The 17795-nt window shown below is 57.7% G+C and carries 12 protein-coding genes and 1 pseudogene; 6 read left to right on the forward strand and 7 right to left on the reverse strand.

All coding sequences use genetic code 11. From position 1 onward, the window contains the following. Positions 1 to 36 precede the first annotated feature (36 nt). Positions 37 to 5136, reverse strand: coding sequence for a lactate dehydrogenase (locus tag F1542_RS16015; RefSeq protein ID WP_193733911.1), 5100 nt, complete (start codon positions 5134 to 5136; stop codon positions 37 to 39). 549 nt (positions 5137 to 5685) lie between these two features. Here F1542_RS16015 and F1542_RS16020 point away from each other — a divergent pair. Together F1542_RS16020 and F1542_RS16025 are read left to right on the forward strand one after the other, a co-directional pair. Next, a complete protein-coding gene (locus F1542_RS16020) occupies positions 5686 to 6360 on the forward strand; it encodes a ParA family protein (RefSeq protein WP_227672807.1) in 675 nt (224 codons plus the stop codon). Then, the gene (locus F1542_RS16025; RefSeq protein ID WP_007400691.1) at positions 6357 to 7055 is read left to right on the forward strand and encodes a hypothetical protein; all 699 of its coding nucleotides are present in this window, start codon (positions 6357 to 6359) and stop codon (positions 7053 to 7055) included. Before F1542_RS16020 ends, F1542_RS16025 begins: the two co-directional genes overlap by 4 nt. A gap of 289 nt (positions 7056 to 7344) precedes the next feature. On the opposite strand, the gene F1542_RS17385 is transcribed toward F1542_RS16025, so the two are convergent. The 3 genes and pseudogenes from F1542_RS17385 to F1542_RS16035 form a co-directional block, all read right to left on the reverse strand. Further along, the gene (locus F1542_RS17385) at positions 7345 to 7479 is read right to left on the reverse strand and encodes a hypothetical protein (RefSeq protein WP_010512539.1); all 135 of its coding nucleotides are present in this window, start codon (positions 7477 to 7479) and stop codon (positions 7345 to 7347) included. A 137-nt stretch (positions 7480 to 7616) separates the two neighbouring features. After that, positions 7617 to 8300 (reverse strand): annotated as a pseudogene (locus tag F1542_RS16030) (IS630 family transposase); the annotation flags it as partial. Between the two features lie 87 nt (positions 8301 to 8387). Continuing rightward, positions 8388 to 9326 carry a replication protein RepA gene (locus F1542_RS16035; protein WP_010515665.1) on the reverse strand — a complete coding sequence of 313 codons (939 nt, stop codon included), beginning with the start codon at positions 9324 to 9326 and terminating at the stop codon, positions 8388 to 8390. Positions 9327 to 10280: 954 nt separating this feature from the next. Here F1542_RS16035 and F1542_RS16040 point away from each other — a divergent pair. Beyond that, positions 10281 to 11174 carry an alpha/beta fold hydrolase gene (locus F1542_RS16040; protein WP_193733912.1) on the forward strand — a complete coding sequence of 298 codons (894 nt, stop codon included), beginning with the start codon at positions 10281 to 10283 and terminating at the stop codon, positions 11172 to 11174. Between the two features lie 135 nt (positions 11175 to 11309). Here F1542_RS16040 and F1542_RS16045 read toward each other — a convergent pair whose 3' ends face one another. Next, positions 11310 to 11939 (reverse strand): TetR/AcrR family transcriptional regulator, encoded by a 630-nt coding sequence (locus F1542_RS16045; protein ID WP_193733913.1) that lies wholly within the window; start codon positions 11937 to 11939, stop codon positions 11310 to 11312. Positions 11940 to 12055: 116 nt separating this feature from the next. On the opposite strand from F1542_RS16045, the gene F1542_RS16050 reads away from it, so the two are divergent. Further along, the gene (locus F1542_RS16050; RefSeq protein ID WP_193733914.1) at positions 12056 to 12625 is read left to right on the forward strand and encodes a hydrolase; all 570 of its coding nucleotides are present in this window, start codon (positions 12056 to 12058) and stop codon (positions 12623 to 12625) included. A gap of 9 nt (positions 12626 to 12634) precedes the next feature. After that, entirely contained in the window at positions 12635 to 13717 is a 1083-nt protein-coding gene (locus tag F1542_RS16055; protein ID WP_193733915.1) for an AbrB family transcriptional regulator, read from the forward strand. A gap of 206 nt (positions 13718 to 13923) precedes the next feature. Here F1542_RS16055 and F1542_RS16060 read toward each other — a convergent pair whose 3' ends face one another. Together F1542_RS16060 and F1542_RS16065 are read right to left on the reverse strand one after the other, a co-directional pair. Beyond that, positions 13924 to 14736, reverse strand: a complete 813-nt coding sequence (locus tag F1542_RS16060) for a helix-turn-helix domain-containing protein (RefSeq protein ID WP_227672809.1) — start codon at positions 14734 to 14736, stop codon at positions 13924 to 13926. A gap of 322 nt (positions 14737 to 15058) precedes the next feature. Beyond that, positions 15059 to 16336 (reverse strand): type II restriction endonuclease, encoded by a 1278-nt coding sequence (locus tag F1542_RS16065; RefSeq protein WP_193733916.1) that lies wholly within the window; start codon positions 16334 to 16336, stop codon positions 15059 to 15061. A 157-nt stretch (positions 16337 to 16493) separates the two neighbouring features. On the opposite strand from F1542_RS16065, the gene F1542_RS16070 reads away from it, so the two are divergent. Then, complete coding sequence (locus tag F1542_RS16070) at positions 16494 to 17756, forward strand: sodium:proton antiporter (RefSeq protein ID WP_193733917.1); 1263 nt, start codon at positions 16494 to 16496, stop codon at positions 17754 to 17756. Positions 17757 to 17795: the final 39 nt, after the last annotated feature.

Genomic DNA, 17795 nt, shown 5'->3' on the forward strand with positions numbered 1-17795 from the left:
CCCCTTGCGGCGCCTGACCGGAGATGGCAGCCCTTCTCAGGCTGCCGCCTCTTTTTCCTTCTCCCTGTCCTCGGTGTCGTGATGCACCGGGTCTTCATCGGTCGCGGTCGCCGCCAGATCGTCTTCCAACGCTTTCAGCTCAGCGCGCTTTTCATCAAGCATCGCCTGTTCCGCGAACGGCAGGCCCAGACGGGCCCGGTAGGATGGCAGGCGACGCTGCGCTTCCTCCCGCATCCGGATTGCGTCACGGAGCGCGTCATCGATCCGAAGCAGCGCATGCTCGAGACGGGACGTCAGCCCAAGGCCCTTCGTGTCGTCCTCGACGGCGATCTCAATGCGACCCGAGCGCGCTTCCACAAACAGCGTCACGTCGACCGCGCGCTTTTCGTAGTACACGCGACGGCCAGGCCCAGCTTCGCACATGACGGCGAACCCACCGATGCGTCCGAGGTTCCAGACCCCTGCCTCGCCGTTCTTCGCCGCCAGGCGGACCTGGGACAGGAGCCATGACCCGGCCTTCTCGCGCTCGGTGAGGTCACCCTTGTCCCGACGCAGTACGAACGCATCCCCCTTCGTGGGCTGACGGCTGGCAATATCCGCCTCGATAAGCGGGATCTGGCGCTCCGCGCCCGTAATCTCACGCTCGGCCCGGTCGATGGCACGTTTTACGGCGAACTGGTCGTCATAATGGGCGGCCGCCAGTCTCTCGAGCCGCGCAAGATCGGCCTCCAGCCCGGCTTTGTGCATCAGCCGGGCATCGCCTGAGGCAAGCGCCTTGGCCATGGCGAACTGGTTTCCCCCTTCCCCGCCAATGTCCTCAATCCGGCGGATGGAACGGTCACCTGACATCGCAAGGCCAATAAAGCGCTGCTTGCGCTCGAGGAGCTGCCAGTTGGTCGCGTCAACGGAACCCTGCTGGGCGTAGGCGTAGAGTTCGATTTCCGCGTGCTGGTTGCCCTGCCGCTCGATGCGTCCCTCGCGCTGGATGATGTCGGAGACCAGCCACGGCACGTCGAGATGGTGCAGGGCCTTGAGGCGCTCCTGGGCGTTGACGCCGGTGCCCATGGTCGCCGTCGAGCCGATCAGGATCCGCTTGCGGCCGGCATTGAGATCACCGAACAGCTTCTGCTTCGCCGCACTCTTCCTGTAGTGCTGCATGAACGCGATTTCCGCGCGCGGCACGCCCAGGCGGATCAGTTCATCGCGGATCCACGTATAGGCGGAAAAACCGCGTGTCTCCATCGCGCTCTCGGTGCCCAGATCCGAAAAGATCATCTGCACCGCTCCCGGCAGGTCGTACGGCCGACCGGTTTCAGGATCGCTGTAACGGCTTTCCGATGTCTCCTGCCAGATCCGGAACACGTTCCCGATCATCAGGTTCAGCTTCGACGTGTCATCATTCGCGGCAAGAGGAGCGACGAAACGCAGGTCGATCGCGGCATGACGGGCATCCGTGATGACGGACAGGAGGATGTCATCGCCCTTCTGGGGACGCCCCTGGCGTGCTTCGATAGCCTTGATGCGGGCCGCCAGCGTCTTCTGGTAGGCCCTGAAGTTATCGTTTGTCGGCGCGACAATAATCTCGCGACGTCCGCCCCGGATTGCTGGCAGCGTCACGTACTGGCGCAGGTCATCGTGCTGCACGACATCCGCGAAGTCGCGATACATCGCCATGAGGTCGGCGACGTTGACGAACTCGGTGAAGCGCGTGACCGGCTTGTAAAGCCCGCTTGGCTGCAATTCCAGTTCGGTACGGGTTTCGCCGAAATTGGCTGCCCAGGCATCGAATTCATGCAGGTAGCGCTTCTGCAGCGCCTCAAGATCCATATAGCGGCTGACCGTCCACATCTCGGCCAAAGTATTGGTGATGGGGGAGCCGGACGCCATGATCAGCGGACGTTCCGGATTTTTTGCCGCCAGGTAGCGCGTCTTTACGAAGAGATCCCATGCCCGCTGCGAGCCGTTCGGATCGACCCCCTTGAGGTCGGACTGGTTGGTTGCAAAACTCAGCTTCCGGAACTGCTGCGCTTCATCGACGAGGATCTGGTCGATGCCGATCTCTCCCAGATGCACGAGATCGTCCTTGCGAGCGGAAAGGCCTTCCAGCTTCGCCTGCATCTTCTCCTTCATGCTCTCGACCCGCTTGCGCGACAGACGGTCTGACGCGTCGACGCTTTCGAGCACTTCCTCGTAAGACGCGATCTGCGCCTCGATCATCTGGCGCTCGAAATCCCCCTCCACCGGGATGAACCTGAATGCGTCATGCGTGATGATGATCGCATCCCAGTTTCCGGTCGCGGCCCGGGCGAGGAACCGCTGGCGCTTTGCCTTCACGAAGTTCGTTTCGTCGGCGACGAGGATCCGCGCGGTCGGGTAGAGCATGAGGAATTCGCGGGCCATCTGGGCGAGGCAGTGACCGGGGACGGCGATCATCGCCTTGCTGACCAGGCCAAGCCGCTTCTGCTCCATGACGGCCGCAACCATCGAGAAGGTCTTTCCGGAGCCGACCGCGTGCGCGATATACGTGCCGCCCGCGGCGATGATCCGCCAGATGACCCGTTTCTGGTGCGGGCGCAGGCTGATCGTGGTGCTTGCACCGGGCAGGCGCAGATGGGAGCCATCAAACGCGCGAGCCACGAGGTTGTTGTAGGTGTCGTTATACAGCCGGACCAGCCTCTCGGCCCGATCGCCATCCTGCCAGACCCATGTCTCGAACGCACGCTTGATCGCCGCCAGTTTTTCCTTTGCGGCTTCCGTCTCCTGTGTGTTCAGTTCGCGGTGCTCATTGCCATCGCCATCACGCCAGACATCCCATATTTTTGGCGATGCCTGCGTCAGGGCATCTTCCAGCAGTTCGCCGGCATGTCGCCGTTCCGTTCCCCAGACTGACGTCGCCTCGGCCTTGCCCATGAACGCCCGTTTCTCCACGGTCCAGCAGGCGACCGCGGGCGCGTGATAGATGACCGTTTCGACCCCGAGCACCTCGGCGGTAAAGGCGATGATGTCGCTGACCGGCAACCACGGAGCGCCAAGGCGCGCGGTGATCTCCGACGGACGCAGATCGGCTGGCTGGACGGCTTCCAGCGCCGTCACGTTCCGGGCGTAGCGTCCATCGATCCGGGCTGCATCGCGTGCATCTTCCAGCTTGGTCCGCACGGCGCCGGAGAGCATTTCATCAGCCGTGACCCAGACATCGCGACCGTCCACACTCCGTACCGGATCGAGATAGACCGCATCCCCCAGTGCGGCCGCGACCTCAGCTTCGGACTGTCCCATGAGTTCCGCGATCCGCGGCATTTCCACGCCGCCTGTTTCATGCAGGCAGACGGCCAGGGCGTCGTGCGCGGAATGGATCTCGGGTTCGACAGGCGCATGAATGACCCGTTCCGAGAAAATTGGTCCCATCCGGCCTTTCTGTGTCGCCTCGTCGTATTCCTCGATGGACGAGACCAGCCAGACGTCGGGATCATCGTAAAATGGCGTCAGGTTCGGTCGCCGCTGGGTTTCGTTTTCGACTCCGGTTTCCGGATCGATCCTGACTGTCACATTCATCAGGTTGATCGGGCCGAACTGTCGGACAAAGCTGAAATAGGCACGCTTCAGATCACCCTGCAGGCGTCCGTAGGGCAGGTTCTCCATCTGCGCCCGCAGCACCGCGCGTGCCGCATCCCGGACGGGTATCAGCGCGGTAATGATCCGGGCATGCTTCTGGAAGAGACCGTCCTTCTGATCCCCTTTCCTGATGGCGACCGTGGCGGCCTGTCCGTCGCAGATCTGTTGCAGGACGCCTTTCGTGACGAAGTAGGAGCCCTCTTTCAACTGGGCGCCATCGGCAGCCGTGCCGACCAGCACACCGGCTCCCGCCGGCCGGACAATGCGCTGGTCCAGGGGTTCCGGAAAGCGCACGTCCTGCCCGATCCGGCTCAGGGCCTCGGGCAACATCACATCGAGCCTGCGCTCGGCACGCGCGTCGCATGTGTAATCGGGACCGAACTGGGTGGTGGTCCAGCCGTGACGGCCAAGCACCTGCTCCGGATGGTCGAGGAAGTAGCGATTGACGAGGAGCGGACCGTTACCCTGGTCGCTATTCGCAAGGGCGCCGGTTTCCAGCCAGGTCTCGTCATCGGCGATGTCGCCGATCATGCGCTTGCGGAACACCAGTACGTCCACCACCACGTCCGTGCCGGCGTCATCGCGCATTGCTCCGGCCGGGAGCCGGACCGCCCCCACGAGGTCAGCCATGTCGACAATGGTCCGGCGCGCGGTGCTGTCGGTCTTGTCCAGTGTATGGCGGGACGTCACGAAGATTGCGATGCCGCCTGGGCGGAGTGCTTCGACGGATCGGGCGATAAAAAAATCATGCAGGCTCAGGCCAAGCCGTCCCAGACCTTCCGGGCCACGCACGGTGCGATTGGAAAAGGGTGGATTACCGATCGCAAGGTCATACCCGTCTGCGAGCTTCACTGTCGTGAAATCCTCGCTGCGGATCCACTGGTTCGGATAGAGCCTGCGTGCGATCCTTGCTGTAATCGGATCATTCTCGATCCCGGTAAAGGCGATGCGTCCCTCGAGCCTTTCCGGTCGGGCCGCGATGAAGAGACCGGTCCCACAGCCGGGTTCAAGGACGGAACCGCCTCTGAAGCCCATCTGCAGCACTTTGTTCCAGAGCGCGTGCACGATCAGTTCAGGCGTAAAATGCGCATATTGTGTCGCGCGCTTCAGTCCTGCCCTTTCAACGTCTGTTGTGGAGGCATGGATCGCCTCGCCAATCTCTTCCCAGCCTGGGCGGGGGCTGTCGCTCCCGGATGGAAACAGGTTGTTCGCCAGTTCTCCAGCTCCAAAGCCGATGAAGCGTGACAGGACGATCTGTTCGGGGGACGAAGCGTTTCGGTCTGCTTCTTCGATCTCCTTGAGCAGCGCGATTGCCAGCGCGTTGTCACGGGCCCGCTGTTTCCAGGTGTCAGCGAGGCCTCGGTCGGCCACCATATGAAAGTCGATCTGGGGAAGGGCCATCGGGGCCGGTGTGACGGGCGAGACAGGGGAGGTGCCGTCTTCGCCTTCAAGTTCGCCCCAGAAAAGGTCGTTCTGAGTATCTGCAAGAGCGGTTGTGCCGAAGAGGTTGAGCTGGAACGACATGGCCGTGCTCCGTACAAACGCCGGCACCCGGCGCTGCTTCTGCAGGCCGGGATGTTTCCGGGACAGGTTTTCGGGATGTCAGGAACGGGCGTGCTAATCAGGTTGTGTTGCCTGATTACTCTTTCCTTCAGCTCTTATTGCGACCGGGTCGGGCAGTGCGGGGCAAGGGTGCCGCGTAGCGGCAGCACCGGACCCGCGCGCAGGCGACGCAGACGCCGAGCACGGGGAGGAGCTACCCCTTGCGGCGTGCTGGTCGATCTGGTGCAGTTTTGTCTTATTTAGACCTTTTTTTGGCCGTTCCTCTTCGGCAAACAATGGGCAATCGGCTCAAAGCTCTAGCGCTCCCGACCATAGGTAATCTAACTGTATCCCCAGACGATACGTCCTGCGCAAGCAACGCACCAAATCAACAGACAAAAGCGTTTTACGCGGTAAAAATTTTACGGCGTAAAAGATTTGGAACTCTTCTCTTGTCTTCAGAAAGCTGTCCTGTAAAAACTCCTTCTATACGGTGGCGGTCCGCGGAACTCCTGCATCGATAAGGTCCCAATGACAAAACATCCCTCTCCATCAAAACAATCCATCGTGATGCTATCATCGCCAAAGGGTGGTGTTGGAAAATCGTCGTTATCCCGGAATATACTTGTTTTAGCTGCTCAATCTGGCAGACAAGTATTAGGACTGGATATGGATAAACAGGCAACTCTAGCCACATGGGCGGAACGCAGGGAACGCGTCCGTGCGAGTATTCCGGCCGTGTCCCATATTCCTGTACATCGCGCGTCCCTTGATGACTGGCGATCTACCCTGAAAATGGCGAGGCAATCCTCCGCCGATTTTATTGTCATCGACACGCCGCCCTCGATCGAAATCAACATGACAGCAATCTTGGGCTTGTGTGAAAGTTCTGGTTTTGTTCTGGTTCCATGCCAGCAAAGCCAAGACGATTTAGACAGCGTGATACCGTGGATGCGCCATTTGAAACAGAGCGGTGCGAAAGCAGCGTTCATCATTAATCGGGCGAATATTCGAACTCGTTCCTACGCGACTATCCGCTCCAAATTGCTAAATGTCGGACCCGTGTGTCCCGTAGAAATCGCCCAAGCAGAGGAAATATCACTCGCAAATGGTAAAGGGTTAGGCGTCATGGATCTAAGTCGGCCCAAAAACGCGGAAGCGTTTGGCGCACTCTGGTCATACTTGCGACAGGAGTTGGACCTGTGAGCAAAGCCAATTCGACGCGCGGCATCTCGCTGCGAGCCTTGCAGGGCCTTGATGCTGACGAAATACAGCCATCTGATGCGCGTCCTAGCGAGCTACATGAACTCACCACCGTATCTTCTGAAACCCTGGAGACAATTGCATCAGTATTTTCCGGAACGGACCTTGCGAAGGACGAGGGCCGCATCCGGATCATTCTTGATACCCAGCGCGCCGTAACATCTGCGTGGGAAAAGGCTGCGCGTTCCTTTCTGGAAATCGGCCGAGCATTAAATACGCTAGAAAATGCACTTTTTTCGAGAGAAGAAAAAAACCGTCTTAAAGCCAGTTTCGAACGCTTTTTCCCTTTCTCCGAACCGGTGGCCTCCCAGTTGCGTCGGATCGCAAGCATGGTGGATAGTGGCCGAATTAGCGAGACGTTACTACCGGGTTCATATAGTGCAGCGTATCAGCTGACTTTGCTGGGACCAGAGGAACTTGAAGCGGCGCGCGAGAAGGGCCTCGTCGGACCCAGCGCGTCTCGTTCTGCAATCATAGCATTCCGAAAGTCAATCAAGCGGCCTGCATCTCATGTTGATTTTGCCGCGCTCGTAACAGAGGCGCGGCGCCTTAGATCCACTAGGCGCCAAATGCTGGAACAGCTTGTTGCCATCCGAAAGCGCTTACGTGAAATCGATGAACTTATCGGTGACGAGTAAAAGTTCCGAGAGAGCATTCGGAGGCCAACCCCTGCATCTATTACGGGATCGGCAACGCGACCTTCTACACAAGACGATCGAAATACGGTGGGCTGGAGGTCTCGAAGCTTGAGGAGCAGCAAGTAGGAAACTCGTGAGACGCCCGGCATTACGGCATAATGCTCTGACCAAGGCGGTGTCCAAACGGGATTACTCGCAACGGCGGGGGCGGGCCTGTAGTCGCATCACCGTCGACTCGAGGACGTGGCGCTATGCGTCGTACCGTCCATGCGATACCGAGGTGCGCGGCCTACCGCGCCACCTTGCGGGCGAACGATGCCAGCTTCCCTATCAGGGTCGGCACATCTTTCTGGAATGCGAAGGAGTAATCCTGATCCACAAAAAGCTGTTCCGGTTGTATCGCAAGGAAGGGTTGTCGGTCCATTAGTGTGGTGTCCTGAAACAGGAAATGGGCACCTACTCGCCGACGCCGGTGCCCGACGGTCCTAATTAGCGCTGGACAACGGATGTCGCTTCCGCGTGCTGACCGTTGAGGACGACTACACGCGAGAGTGCCTAGTACTAGTCACCTGAATCTGAAGTTCGGCTCATTGTCTTATGACAAAAGCGCTTCACCGAGGCGAGGATCTGGTCGGCTGATTTGACCCACCGATACGACCGTGGGTTTTTGTTATGTGCATCGATAAAAGTTGTGATGTCGGCTTCGAGTGCAGTTGTTGACCGATGCACGCCGCGTTGGAATTGCTTGCGCGTCAGTTCGGCGAACCAGCGCTCTACCTGATTGATCCAGGAAGCCGAGGTGGGCGTGAAGTGAGCATGCCAATGCGGGCGGCGGGCGAGCCACGTCTTGATCGTGGTCGTTTTATGTGTGGCGTAGTTATCCATCACGAGATGAACATCCCGGTCATCAGGGATCACGGCGGCGATACGTTTCAGGAAATCGAGAAATTCCATGGTACGATGACGTTTGTAGCATTTGCCGATTACCGCACCTGTTGCGATGTCGAGGGCTGCAAACAGCGACGTCGTACCGTTCCGGAGATAGGTATGGGTACGTGGTTCCGGCACGCCCGGTACCATGGGCAGGACGGGCTGTTCGCGGTCCAGCGCCTGGATCTAGGATTTCTCGTCGACGCACAGCGCGATCGCGCGGTTCGGTGGCGACATGTAAAGACCGACAATATCCCGAACCTTGTCGACAAATAGCGGGTCCGTCGACAGTTTGAAGGTTTCAGTCCGATGCGGCTATCTTCGACTGTTTGTCCGCAATTAGTCTACTGATTTGCCTCTATGCGACGCAGATGTTTTCATCGTCTACTTTGAGTGAGGACTTTAGCGGGACCTAGGAAACGCGACTACCGTGCGTTTTGGCTCAACAGGTGGAGGTGAGGGAACTAATGTCAGACCCACAGCACTCAGTTTGACTACCGCCTCTGGATATACTGCTAGCGCCAAGTTGAGTTGAGCGCAGAAGGTATCACGGAAATGGTCTAGGCGTTTTACGCCAGCGCCGAACTGGGCGTGAAGACCCTTCCAAGTGATTGGCGTGTCCTTCTGGAGGACATGCAGCCGATATGCAAGCCAGCAATATATGTCTAAAGCCATCGAGTGTTTACTGATCGCTCGAATTGCGGATTCCTGGATAGGAACAGGATGTCGACGAAGCTGATCGTAGAATGTTTCACTTAGCTTCGTCCGCGCTAAAAGCTGTCCCCCGCTAGAGTCCTCGCCATCTTCCGTAAACAGTGCTTTATCGACTATAAGTTGTTGGACTAATGCTGACTTTCCTGCTTGTTGGACCTCGAAAGTGAGACGACAGCGCGTGATGCGGAGTGCCTGCTCTCTTACGTCGGCTATCGTTTTGCCGCCAGGAGAGATGTTCATCTTCTTAAGCCAGTCGCGAAGCGACTTTCCGAGCTCAATTTCGCGACTCTGGGTTCTTAGAGCCTCGGTTTGCAGATATAGCAGTATAAGTCTGGCTCGACTTCCGTATGGGACACCAATCCATTGAAGTTCCCCATTCGGAAGCGTTCGTCGACCTGGTTCTACGAGAAGGGTAACTCTGTCGGTGCGAACTTGCCAAGGTGCAGAGTCGGGTTGTTTTTTATGTGGGAGCGGTGCTTGGGCCCAGCCGCTATACATGAAACCTAGTCCGGCATCTTCGTCCGTCAGATATGCGGCGGCCGCATCAACGACGCGGCGGTCCATGTCTAGCTGGAGTACATGCTGTCGACCATGCTCCTGAAGCAAGTCATGCACTTCCGCCATCATGGCTCCCCTAGGCATATGTATGTTGGCTCGATTCTGCGTCCATGATGCACGGATTTGTTCAGAATGTCTCTGAGGACTGTAGCGGGATCTAATACTAGTTAAAACTAATTGTATTCTAATATTAGTTTGTCCCGTTAGTGTCCTCGGGATAACTTATGCGAATCGTGCTTGCTCCGTAAGCACGTGTCGCTAGAGTCCTCAGTTTTTCCGCTACAGTCCTCAGTACCCTGTTGGTCACCTCGCAAAAGGGAGGTGTAGCGAATCGGTATCTCTGAGGGCATCAAGTTTCCCGTCAGAGTCCTCGATTTGCAGATAGCGCTAATTTGGCGCCCCGTCAAAGTCCTCAAAACTGAGAAATTTTCAGGTTAGGAGGCTTCTAACAGCCCGATTTTCCTTGATGTTCGGCGGATAAACCTGTTTTTGGCGCACAAAACCCCGCTAGAGTCCTCACTTCGAGGGCCGTTTTGCGATCTGTTTCGGCTCCAGATTTCTGGCATATCTCAGAAATTAACCTTGCGCGTCGCATGTTCCCGCCAGAGTCCTCAGTTTTTGCCTCTGAAAGAAACTCCATGAGGACTCTGGCGGGAATGTAGGCTGGAACAGGTGTTCAGAACTTTCACTTGGTCGGGTAGCGCGCTGAGATGCTGGCTCCGTCGATGTACGTTTTACGGTCTCTCGGGATAATGTCGTGGCGTGGGCTACGCCCGCCAAAGTCCTCATCTGGATGTTGTGGTTACACTGGGGGCTGACGTCTGTGATCACGCGTGACATAGCCCTGTCTATTTCCGCAGGCTCTGCGAATCGACCCTCTCGGATATCCCAACTGATCTACCCAGTGACGCCGTTGTGAGTCGCGGCAGGGAAATAATCAACAGGTCTTCATCAGGGGAAATACTGGTTTCCTGATATTCTGCTTTTTTGCTGTGTGTCCACTGGACGAATGCAGGTGAAAGCATGATCGCAATCAGGAAATTCCCCGATTTATTGCCGGGCTTTAGCTGGCGGGATATCGAGGTGAATGGCGTGCGGATCCGCACGGCTACCGGCGGAAACGGACCGCCGCTGCTCATGCTGCATGGTCATCCGCAGATGCATCTGACCTGGCACAAGGTTGCGCCCGCACTGGCGAAATGTTTTACCATCGTGGCCCCAGATCTGCGGGGTTATGGTGATAGCGCCAAGCCTGAAGGTGGGATGGATCACGCCAACTATTCCAAGCGGGTCATGGCGGATGATCAGGTTGGCGTCATGCACCAGCTTGGATTTGAACGGTTCATGGTTGTCGGGCATGACCGGGGCGGACGGGTGGCGCACCGCATGGCGCTGGATGCACCGCAGTCGGTGGAAAAACTGGTGCTGATCGATATCGCACCGACAGCAACGATGTATGCCCGGACCAATATGGAATTCGCCCGACGCTATTTCTGGTGGTTTTTTCTGATCCAGGCCGCCCCCCTGCCTGAAAGGCTGATCAGTGGGGATCCAGACTTTTTTCTCGAAAGCCACATTGCAGGACAGATCAAGATACCAGGATCGGTCGATCCGCGTGTCATGGCCGAATATCGTCGATGCTACGCCGACCCGGCAATGCACCATGCAGCGTGCGAAGACTACCGCGCTGCAGCAGGCATCGACCTCGTCCATGATGCAGCTGATGCAGACAAGCGGATTGAGGCCCCATTACTGGCTCTGTGGGGCGCACGTGGCACCGTGGTCGCGCTATATGATGTTGTCGAGACATGGCGCGAAAAAGCCGTGGACGTGCGGGGATACGCGATCGACTGTGGTCATAGTCCGCAGGAGGAAGCTCCGGTAGAACTGTTGCATCGGCTTGATGCGTTTCTCTGACCTTCGCGAAACAGTTGGAGAGTCAAAGCGCGATTTTCACCGCATTACAGTCAGTTATGCTTTGAAAAGCAGACCGATTCGATTCAGATGACGCGATCGCTGGAGATACCGATTGGTTGTGTGCGGATTCAGAGGTTACGGAGCGACTTCTGACCCGGATCGGCGGGAAGCGGCAGCATGCTCCAGATAGAGCCGCAGCATCGTAACGGCTTCCTTATCCTGGGCCGGGCGGGGGAGCGAATGATCCTGTGGCAGGGCAAAGATCGCCTTGACCAGATGCAGCAGCATCACGGCCCGTTCGTCATGTGGTCCCGGAGAACCACCCAGCCGTGACAACAGCTGGCCCATGCGCCCGATCAGCGCCTTGCGGAGCGTTCCTGTCCCATCTGGCAGGGTAACCCCGCTGTCGAGCAGGGAAAGGACGACTGAGCGTTCCGTCCGTAGACGCTGGATGATGTCCAGCAGTCCTTCTGCCGCGTCACGTGGCGACAGCGTCGGATCGCGGTCGACCAACTCATCCAGGGCATGCAGGAGCCGCGCGCCATAGCGTTCGAGCACTGCGGCGGCCAGCACGTCCTTGGTCGGGAAAAAACGGTAGAGCGAACCGATTGCCGTGCTGGCGCGGGCAGCGATCTCGGTCATTGTCGCCGCCTCGTAAGATTTCTCGCCAAAGACCGTTGTCGCGGCCGTAAGGATCGCTTCAACGCGGTCGCGTCCGCGCTGCCGCTTGGGCGCGAGTGGTGATGAACGGGGCGGGCTTGACATAATGCGAGGGTACCCTCAACTTTCTTTTATGCGAGACAGTCCTCGCATAACCGATTTTCCATTGCCGGTCGATGTTTGACCCGACCATGTATCCAGATCCCGGAAGGCGCCGATCCGTGAACAGATTTGACCCGCGAACCACCGCCCTTGTCCTCATTGACCTGCAGAGTGGCATACTTGCCCTGCCAACCGCCCCGCGGCCATCGTCGCAGGTGCTGGAGAACGGTAAATCGCTTGCTGCCCGCTTCCGGGATGCAGGTGCGACGGTCGTACTGGTTCGGGTTGCGTTTGCGCCCGACTTCGCCGACGCGCCGCCCGGTCTGGCCGACCAGCCCTTAAGCCCGCCGGAAGGCGGCCTGCCAACGGACTGGGCGCGCCTGGCCGATGGGCTGGCAGCACCCGGCGATATCGTCATCACCAAACATCAGTGGGGGGCATTTACCGGCACGGAACTTGACCTGCAATTCCGCAGGCGGGGCATCCGGACGGTCGTGCTGGGCGGTATTGCTACGAATTTCGGGGTTGAATCCACCGCACGGCATGGCTGGGAACTTGGCTACCATATTGTCATCGCCGAGGATCTCTGCACTAGCCTGTCAGCAGACCTTCACGATGTCTCCATCCGCTCGATCCTCCCGCGGATCGCACGCGTGCTGCCTTCCGATACAATCGTGTTTGGCGGTTAAGCGGTGAGGGTGGGGCCATCCGCATGGCTGGTGACCGGGCGATGGGGCTTACTGGCGCTGCTTTCGCTGGTTTTCGGTATGCTTCTGGCCGTTTTACGCCTGCCGGCCGCGCCGCTGCTGGGACCACTGGGGACGGCGGTCGTACTGGCCACACGGGGCGACGCGGTCCGTATTCCCCGCTGGGCCTTTCTCGGCGCACAGGGTGTGGTCGGGGTCATGATCGCCAGCTATCTTTCAGCCTCGATCTTTCACGAAATGGCAGCCAGTTGGCCGGTCTTTGTTGCCGGTACGTTTTCTACCCTGTCTGCGGCAGCCCTTCTCGGCTGGCTGCTGACACGTTCGCGCCTGCTACCCGGCAATACCGCGATCTGGGGTTCGTCACCCGGTGCGGCCACGGTCATGACCCTGATGGCGGAATCATACGGGGCAGATATGCGGCTCGTCGCCTTCATGCAATATCTGCGCGTGGCGTGCTGCGCCGTCATTGCGGCTGTTGTTGCGCGCGTAGCCGGAACGCCGTCCGCCCCGCTGGTCGTGGCACAGACCCTCTCATGGCAGGGTGCTTTACTTGCGCTTGTGATCGCGCTGGCAGGCAGCGCCTTGGGCACCCGTCTGCGCGTGCCGGCCGGGGGACTGCTTGTGCCCATGGGGATCGGGATGGCTGCAAGGCTTGGCGCCCACCTGCCGATCGAACAGCCGCATCTTCTGCTGGTCGCGGCCTATGCCCTGGTCGGGTGGGGCATCGGCATGCGGTTTACGCCAGATGTGCTGGCTTATGCCGGACGTGTCTTTCCACGTGTGCTGGGTTCCATCCTCGCGCTGATTGCGGTGTGTGGCGGCTTTGCATTGGTGCTGGCCCGGCTGGCGCATGTGGATCTGCTGACGGCTTATCTTGCAACCAGCCCTGGTGGAGCTGATTCCGTCTCCATTATCGCCTCGACCACAAAAGTGGACATGCCTTTCGTCATTGCCATGCAGGTCGCCCGGTTTTTCTGTGTTCTGGTCACCGGGCCAGCTTTGGCGCGTTTTCTGTCCCGCAGATCGTCGGGAAAAGGGCAGCGCGATGTGTCGCAAGAAATACACGGGAAATAGGCGAAAAGGAGGAGGGGCTTGCTGAAGACCAATGCGACAGATCCCGCCCTTGCAAATCCGCTTGCGCTGAGGCGTGACGACAATTTTGGTTGATGGCGGGAGTAGCGATCTGGCCATCAGGGTGTAGTCATTTACCCCGCTTGTCTGGCGCGCGGCATCTTCTTTCGCCGTATCCCCGTTTGACGGTCATATCCATTCCGATGATGTCATAGCTTCCTGAAGTCGCGTGGAATGATGCCGGTTTTCCTGCGAAACATTTGTGTAAAATGGCTCGCACTCTCGTAGCCACTGGTCAGGGCGATCTCGATGATGGACCTGTTGGTCTGTGATAGAAGGTCCTTCGCATGGTCCACACGCCGCCGGATAAACCAGCGTGACGGGCTTTGCCCCATGGTGTTGTGGAATGACCGGCTGAAATGAAACCGGCTCATCCCGCACAACCCGGCCAGAAAATCGAGATCGAACGGTTCGGCGAGATGGGCCTCCATATGATCAAGCGCCTTGCGCAGCTTCCACGCTGGCAGTTGTGCGGGTCTGGACGTGGGCGAAGGCTGTGTCTGGGCATAATGACGCAGAAGATGGACAGTCAGACTTTCCAGAAGTCCGTTCACAAATAGAGAACTGGCCGAATGAGTCGTCTGGATCTCGGCCGTCAGGCCTGTCAGAACGCCAGAGATAAATGCGTCCTGAACACCGGCAATGTCGCGCATGGAGAGCCGTGATGGAGTAAGCCCCAACGATCGGGCGGCCCGGTTCACCAGAGGACGCCTAAACCCCAGATAAAGATGCAGGACTTCAAACGGACGGTCCGGATCAGCCTGCCAGCGCATGAGGTAAGGCGCATCGGTCTGTGTCAGGAAAAATGATCCGGACCCGGCCTCACTTTTCGTCCATTCACCTGTCAGTTCGCGTTCCTCGACCTGTGCTTCTCCTGAGATGACCCGCACCAGAAAATGTTCGGCCACAGCCGGGACAAGCTCTTCATCTTCGTGTTGCGGCCGATGGAATATCCGCATCATAAAATGTTGGTCTGGAACAGGCTTTCTTTCACGACCCTAAAGTTCCAGATTGGAAAGGCCCGGATCATCATCCCGGCGTCTTCCTGGCCGTATCGGCCAGCGCGGTTTGGAGCAACGTCGTGACTTCGCCAAATGTCAGCCTCCATATCGTGATACCAATCATGATCACTGCAGGCGAGGCTGATTCGATGGCGAAAGCCGCGGTTACGGCCGCGAATAAGGCGAAGCCTAATACGACCGATAAGGGGTCAATGCGAGGGTGGGCTGCAGTCGCTTCAATCTTATCGTAACTTGCGTCAGAACAGGCGATGTAGTGCAGATATCACACTGGGGTCAGAAGATGGGAAATGCTCTGTATCGGTTTCAGACCATGGCCAAAACGCCTAATTGCCTCACGATCCTTCTCCAGTGCTCCATAAGGCAGATACCGGACTTTCAGATCAGCAATCCTGCTGAAAGCCGGTCGCTTCAACTGTTCCCGCACATCAATCTCCCGCTTGTCCGGCGCGACAAGAAACATCCCTTCCAGAGCCTGCGCCGCTGACCCGAGAGCAAGGTCGAGCATCCGCACGATACCGGAATAGATGGTCGTTGAGTGCTCAACCTCGAATGCTGCAACAATCCTATGGCTTTCCCGGTCAAGCCATAAGACGTCGATCAGACGCACGGATTCCGCTCCCTGCGTTTCCGTCGTGAACCCCGGCAATACCGACAGGCAACCATCCCCCAGCTTGCCGTCCTGCCATGGACGGCTGCGATCATTGGCGGCAATCCAGACATCGTAACCCAAAGAGAGCCCGAGATCACGAAGCCATCCCTGAATCTCGGTATGAGTATGATCTGTTTCCCGCTCCGCAGCGAGAGTTCGGGCCTCTTTTGCGCTCTGCTCCCTAACCTGGTGAAGATCGGCTTCCCAGAGTTTTCGTGCTGTTTCGTTATCTTCGAGAGGCGGCGCTGTATAACGTCCGCTTCCGAGATCAAACAGCAGTCCTCCGATAGCACCAAGATCATTGGAAAGCAGCGCACGATAGGTTGCATTCAGCTTTAGTATCCCTTGCCGCATGGCAAGATATTCCTCCCATCGCCCCAGCTTCACCTTTGATCCGGTCAGGGCGTTATAGCCCTTCACGATCGCCGTATTGAAAGGTGGCATGATCGTGGGATGCAGGAAATACAGCAGATTGGCGACAGCTGGCCCCAGCCCTTTTATCTTCCTGGCGTCGATTGCATGAATGGCCGAGACTACATGCTCTTCGGTATTGCAGCACAGACAGGTATCGAGAAGCTGCCCAAATGCTTTCTGATTGGCGGGATTTTCGTAGATGTCGGGAATGCGTAACTTCGGTTTCCACAAGAATGCATGATCCGCACCCTTGAAAATCTGACGCTGCTCAGCAATCGAATGTACAACTGTTTCCAAGGAGGAGCCACGATAGGCAACCCCGAATGTACCAGCGGCTATCTCAGCCACAACCAGCTGCAGACCGCGACGGATAGACCGGAAGTTTTTGAGGCGTTCATCCCACAAGAACCAACTCTGATAGGTCCCTGCCGGATCATCTCGCCAGCGAAGGATAAGGTCTCGAATGAGGTCTGTCATTTACCCGCAAACTAACATTCCGTTCTCCCCAGATACTGATTGTAACAGGGATATAGGTCAATACCTGCCGGGTCTCGCATAGTGGCCGGCATTTCGCTTGGGGTGCCGACGCCGGTTTTCCTTGACGCAAAACATCAGAAGGGCCAGCGATCATATAATGGATACTATCAGCCTTATTGCCCTGCTTTTCGTACTCGCCGCAGCCTTTAGCATTCTCAATCACCACACGTTTCGCGTTCCAGCGACAATCGGTGTCCTGATCTTTTCGCTGCTGGCATCCCTGCTGGTTGTGGTTTTGAACCTGCTGATTCCGGACTATGATCTGCAGGCTCTGTCGCGGTCTATGCTGGGGATCATCAATCTACCCGTAGCGCTTCTGAACGGTGTGCTATCACTTCTTCTCTTTGCGGGAGCCATGCAGGTTGATGTCGGGCACCTGCGTGCCAAATTGATGTCCGTGACAGCCCTCTCTGTCCTTGGAACGGTGTTGGCTGTGGTCCTTCTGGCGGGTGCAGTCTGGAGTATTTTGCCCCTGATGGGCCATGCCGTTCCGTTTTCATGGTGCATCGTGCTCGGTGCGATTCTCGCACCCACAGATCCGGTTTCGGTCGTGGGCATGCTGAAGCGTCTGCGACTTCCGGGACCACTTCAGGCAGTTTTCGCGGGCGAGAGTCTGTTCAATGACGGTGTGGGAGTTGTTATTTTTGGTGTGACGATCGGGTTGGCGACCGGAGACAGTCAGGGTCTGGCCGCTTCTGCGATTGTGCTCAGCTTTTGCCGTGAGGCGCTTGGTGGTGGTCTGTTAGGTGCCATGACCGGATGGATCGCGCTTCGTGTACTCAAGGAGCAACGGGATCCGCATATCGATCTGCTGACGTCATTGGCCCTAGCGACCGGAACCTTCAGTATCGCCAGCCATCTTGGCATGTCAGGCGCGATAGCTGTCGTCGTGGCTGGATTGTGTTTTGGAACCAGCTATAGCGATTCCGTTTTCGATGAAGCATCCCGCCAGAACCTCGATGTCGCGTGGACCCTTATGGACGAAGTGCTGAATGTCCTGCTATTCATGCTTATCGGTTTTGAAATTCTGGAGATCACGCCGCGTCTGTTTACCATGATGGCGACGCTCATGGTGATTCCGCTGTCTATTGTCGTGCGCGCACTGAGCGTGTTGTTCTCCACTCTTCCGATTCATCTCAGACAATGGGAACGGGGCCGTGTTCTTGGTATCCTGACCTGGGGTGGTTTGCGCGGTGGCATCTCGGTCTCACTGGCGCTTGGATTGCCTCCAGGTGAATTGCGCAATCTGTTGCTGCCTGTCTGTTACGGTGTGGTGGTGTTTACCACCATCGTACAGGGACTGACCATGGAATGGGTCGTCCGCAGGCTTTACCCATCATCAACATCCGGGCCAGAATGATTTCTCATGAAACATGCGGCGACAAAATGCCTGTAGGTC

This window comes from Komagataeibacter sp. FXV3 (genome assembly GCF_015155755.1).
GTDB lineage: Bacteria > Pseudomonadota > Alphaproteobacteria > Acetobacterales > Acetobacteraceae > Komagataeibacter.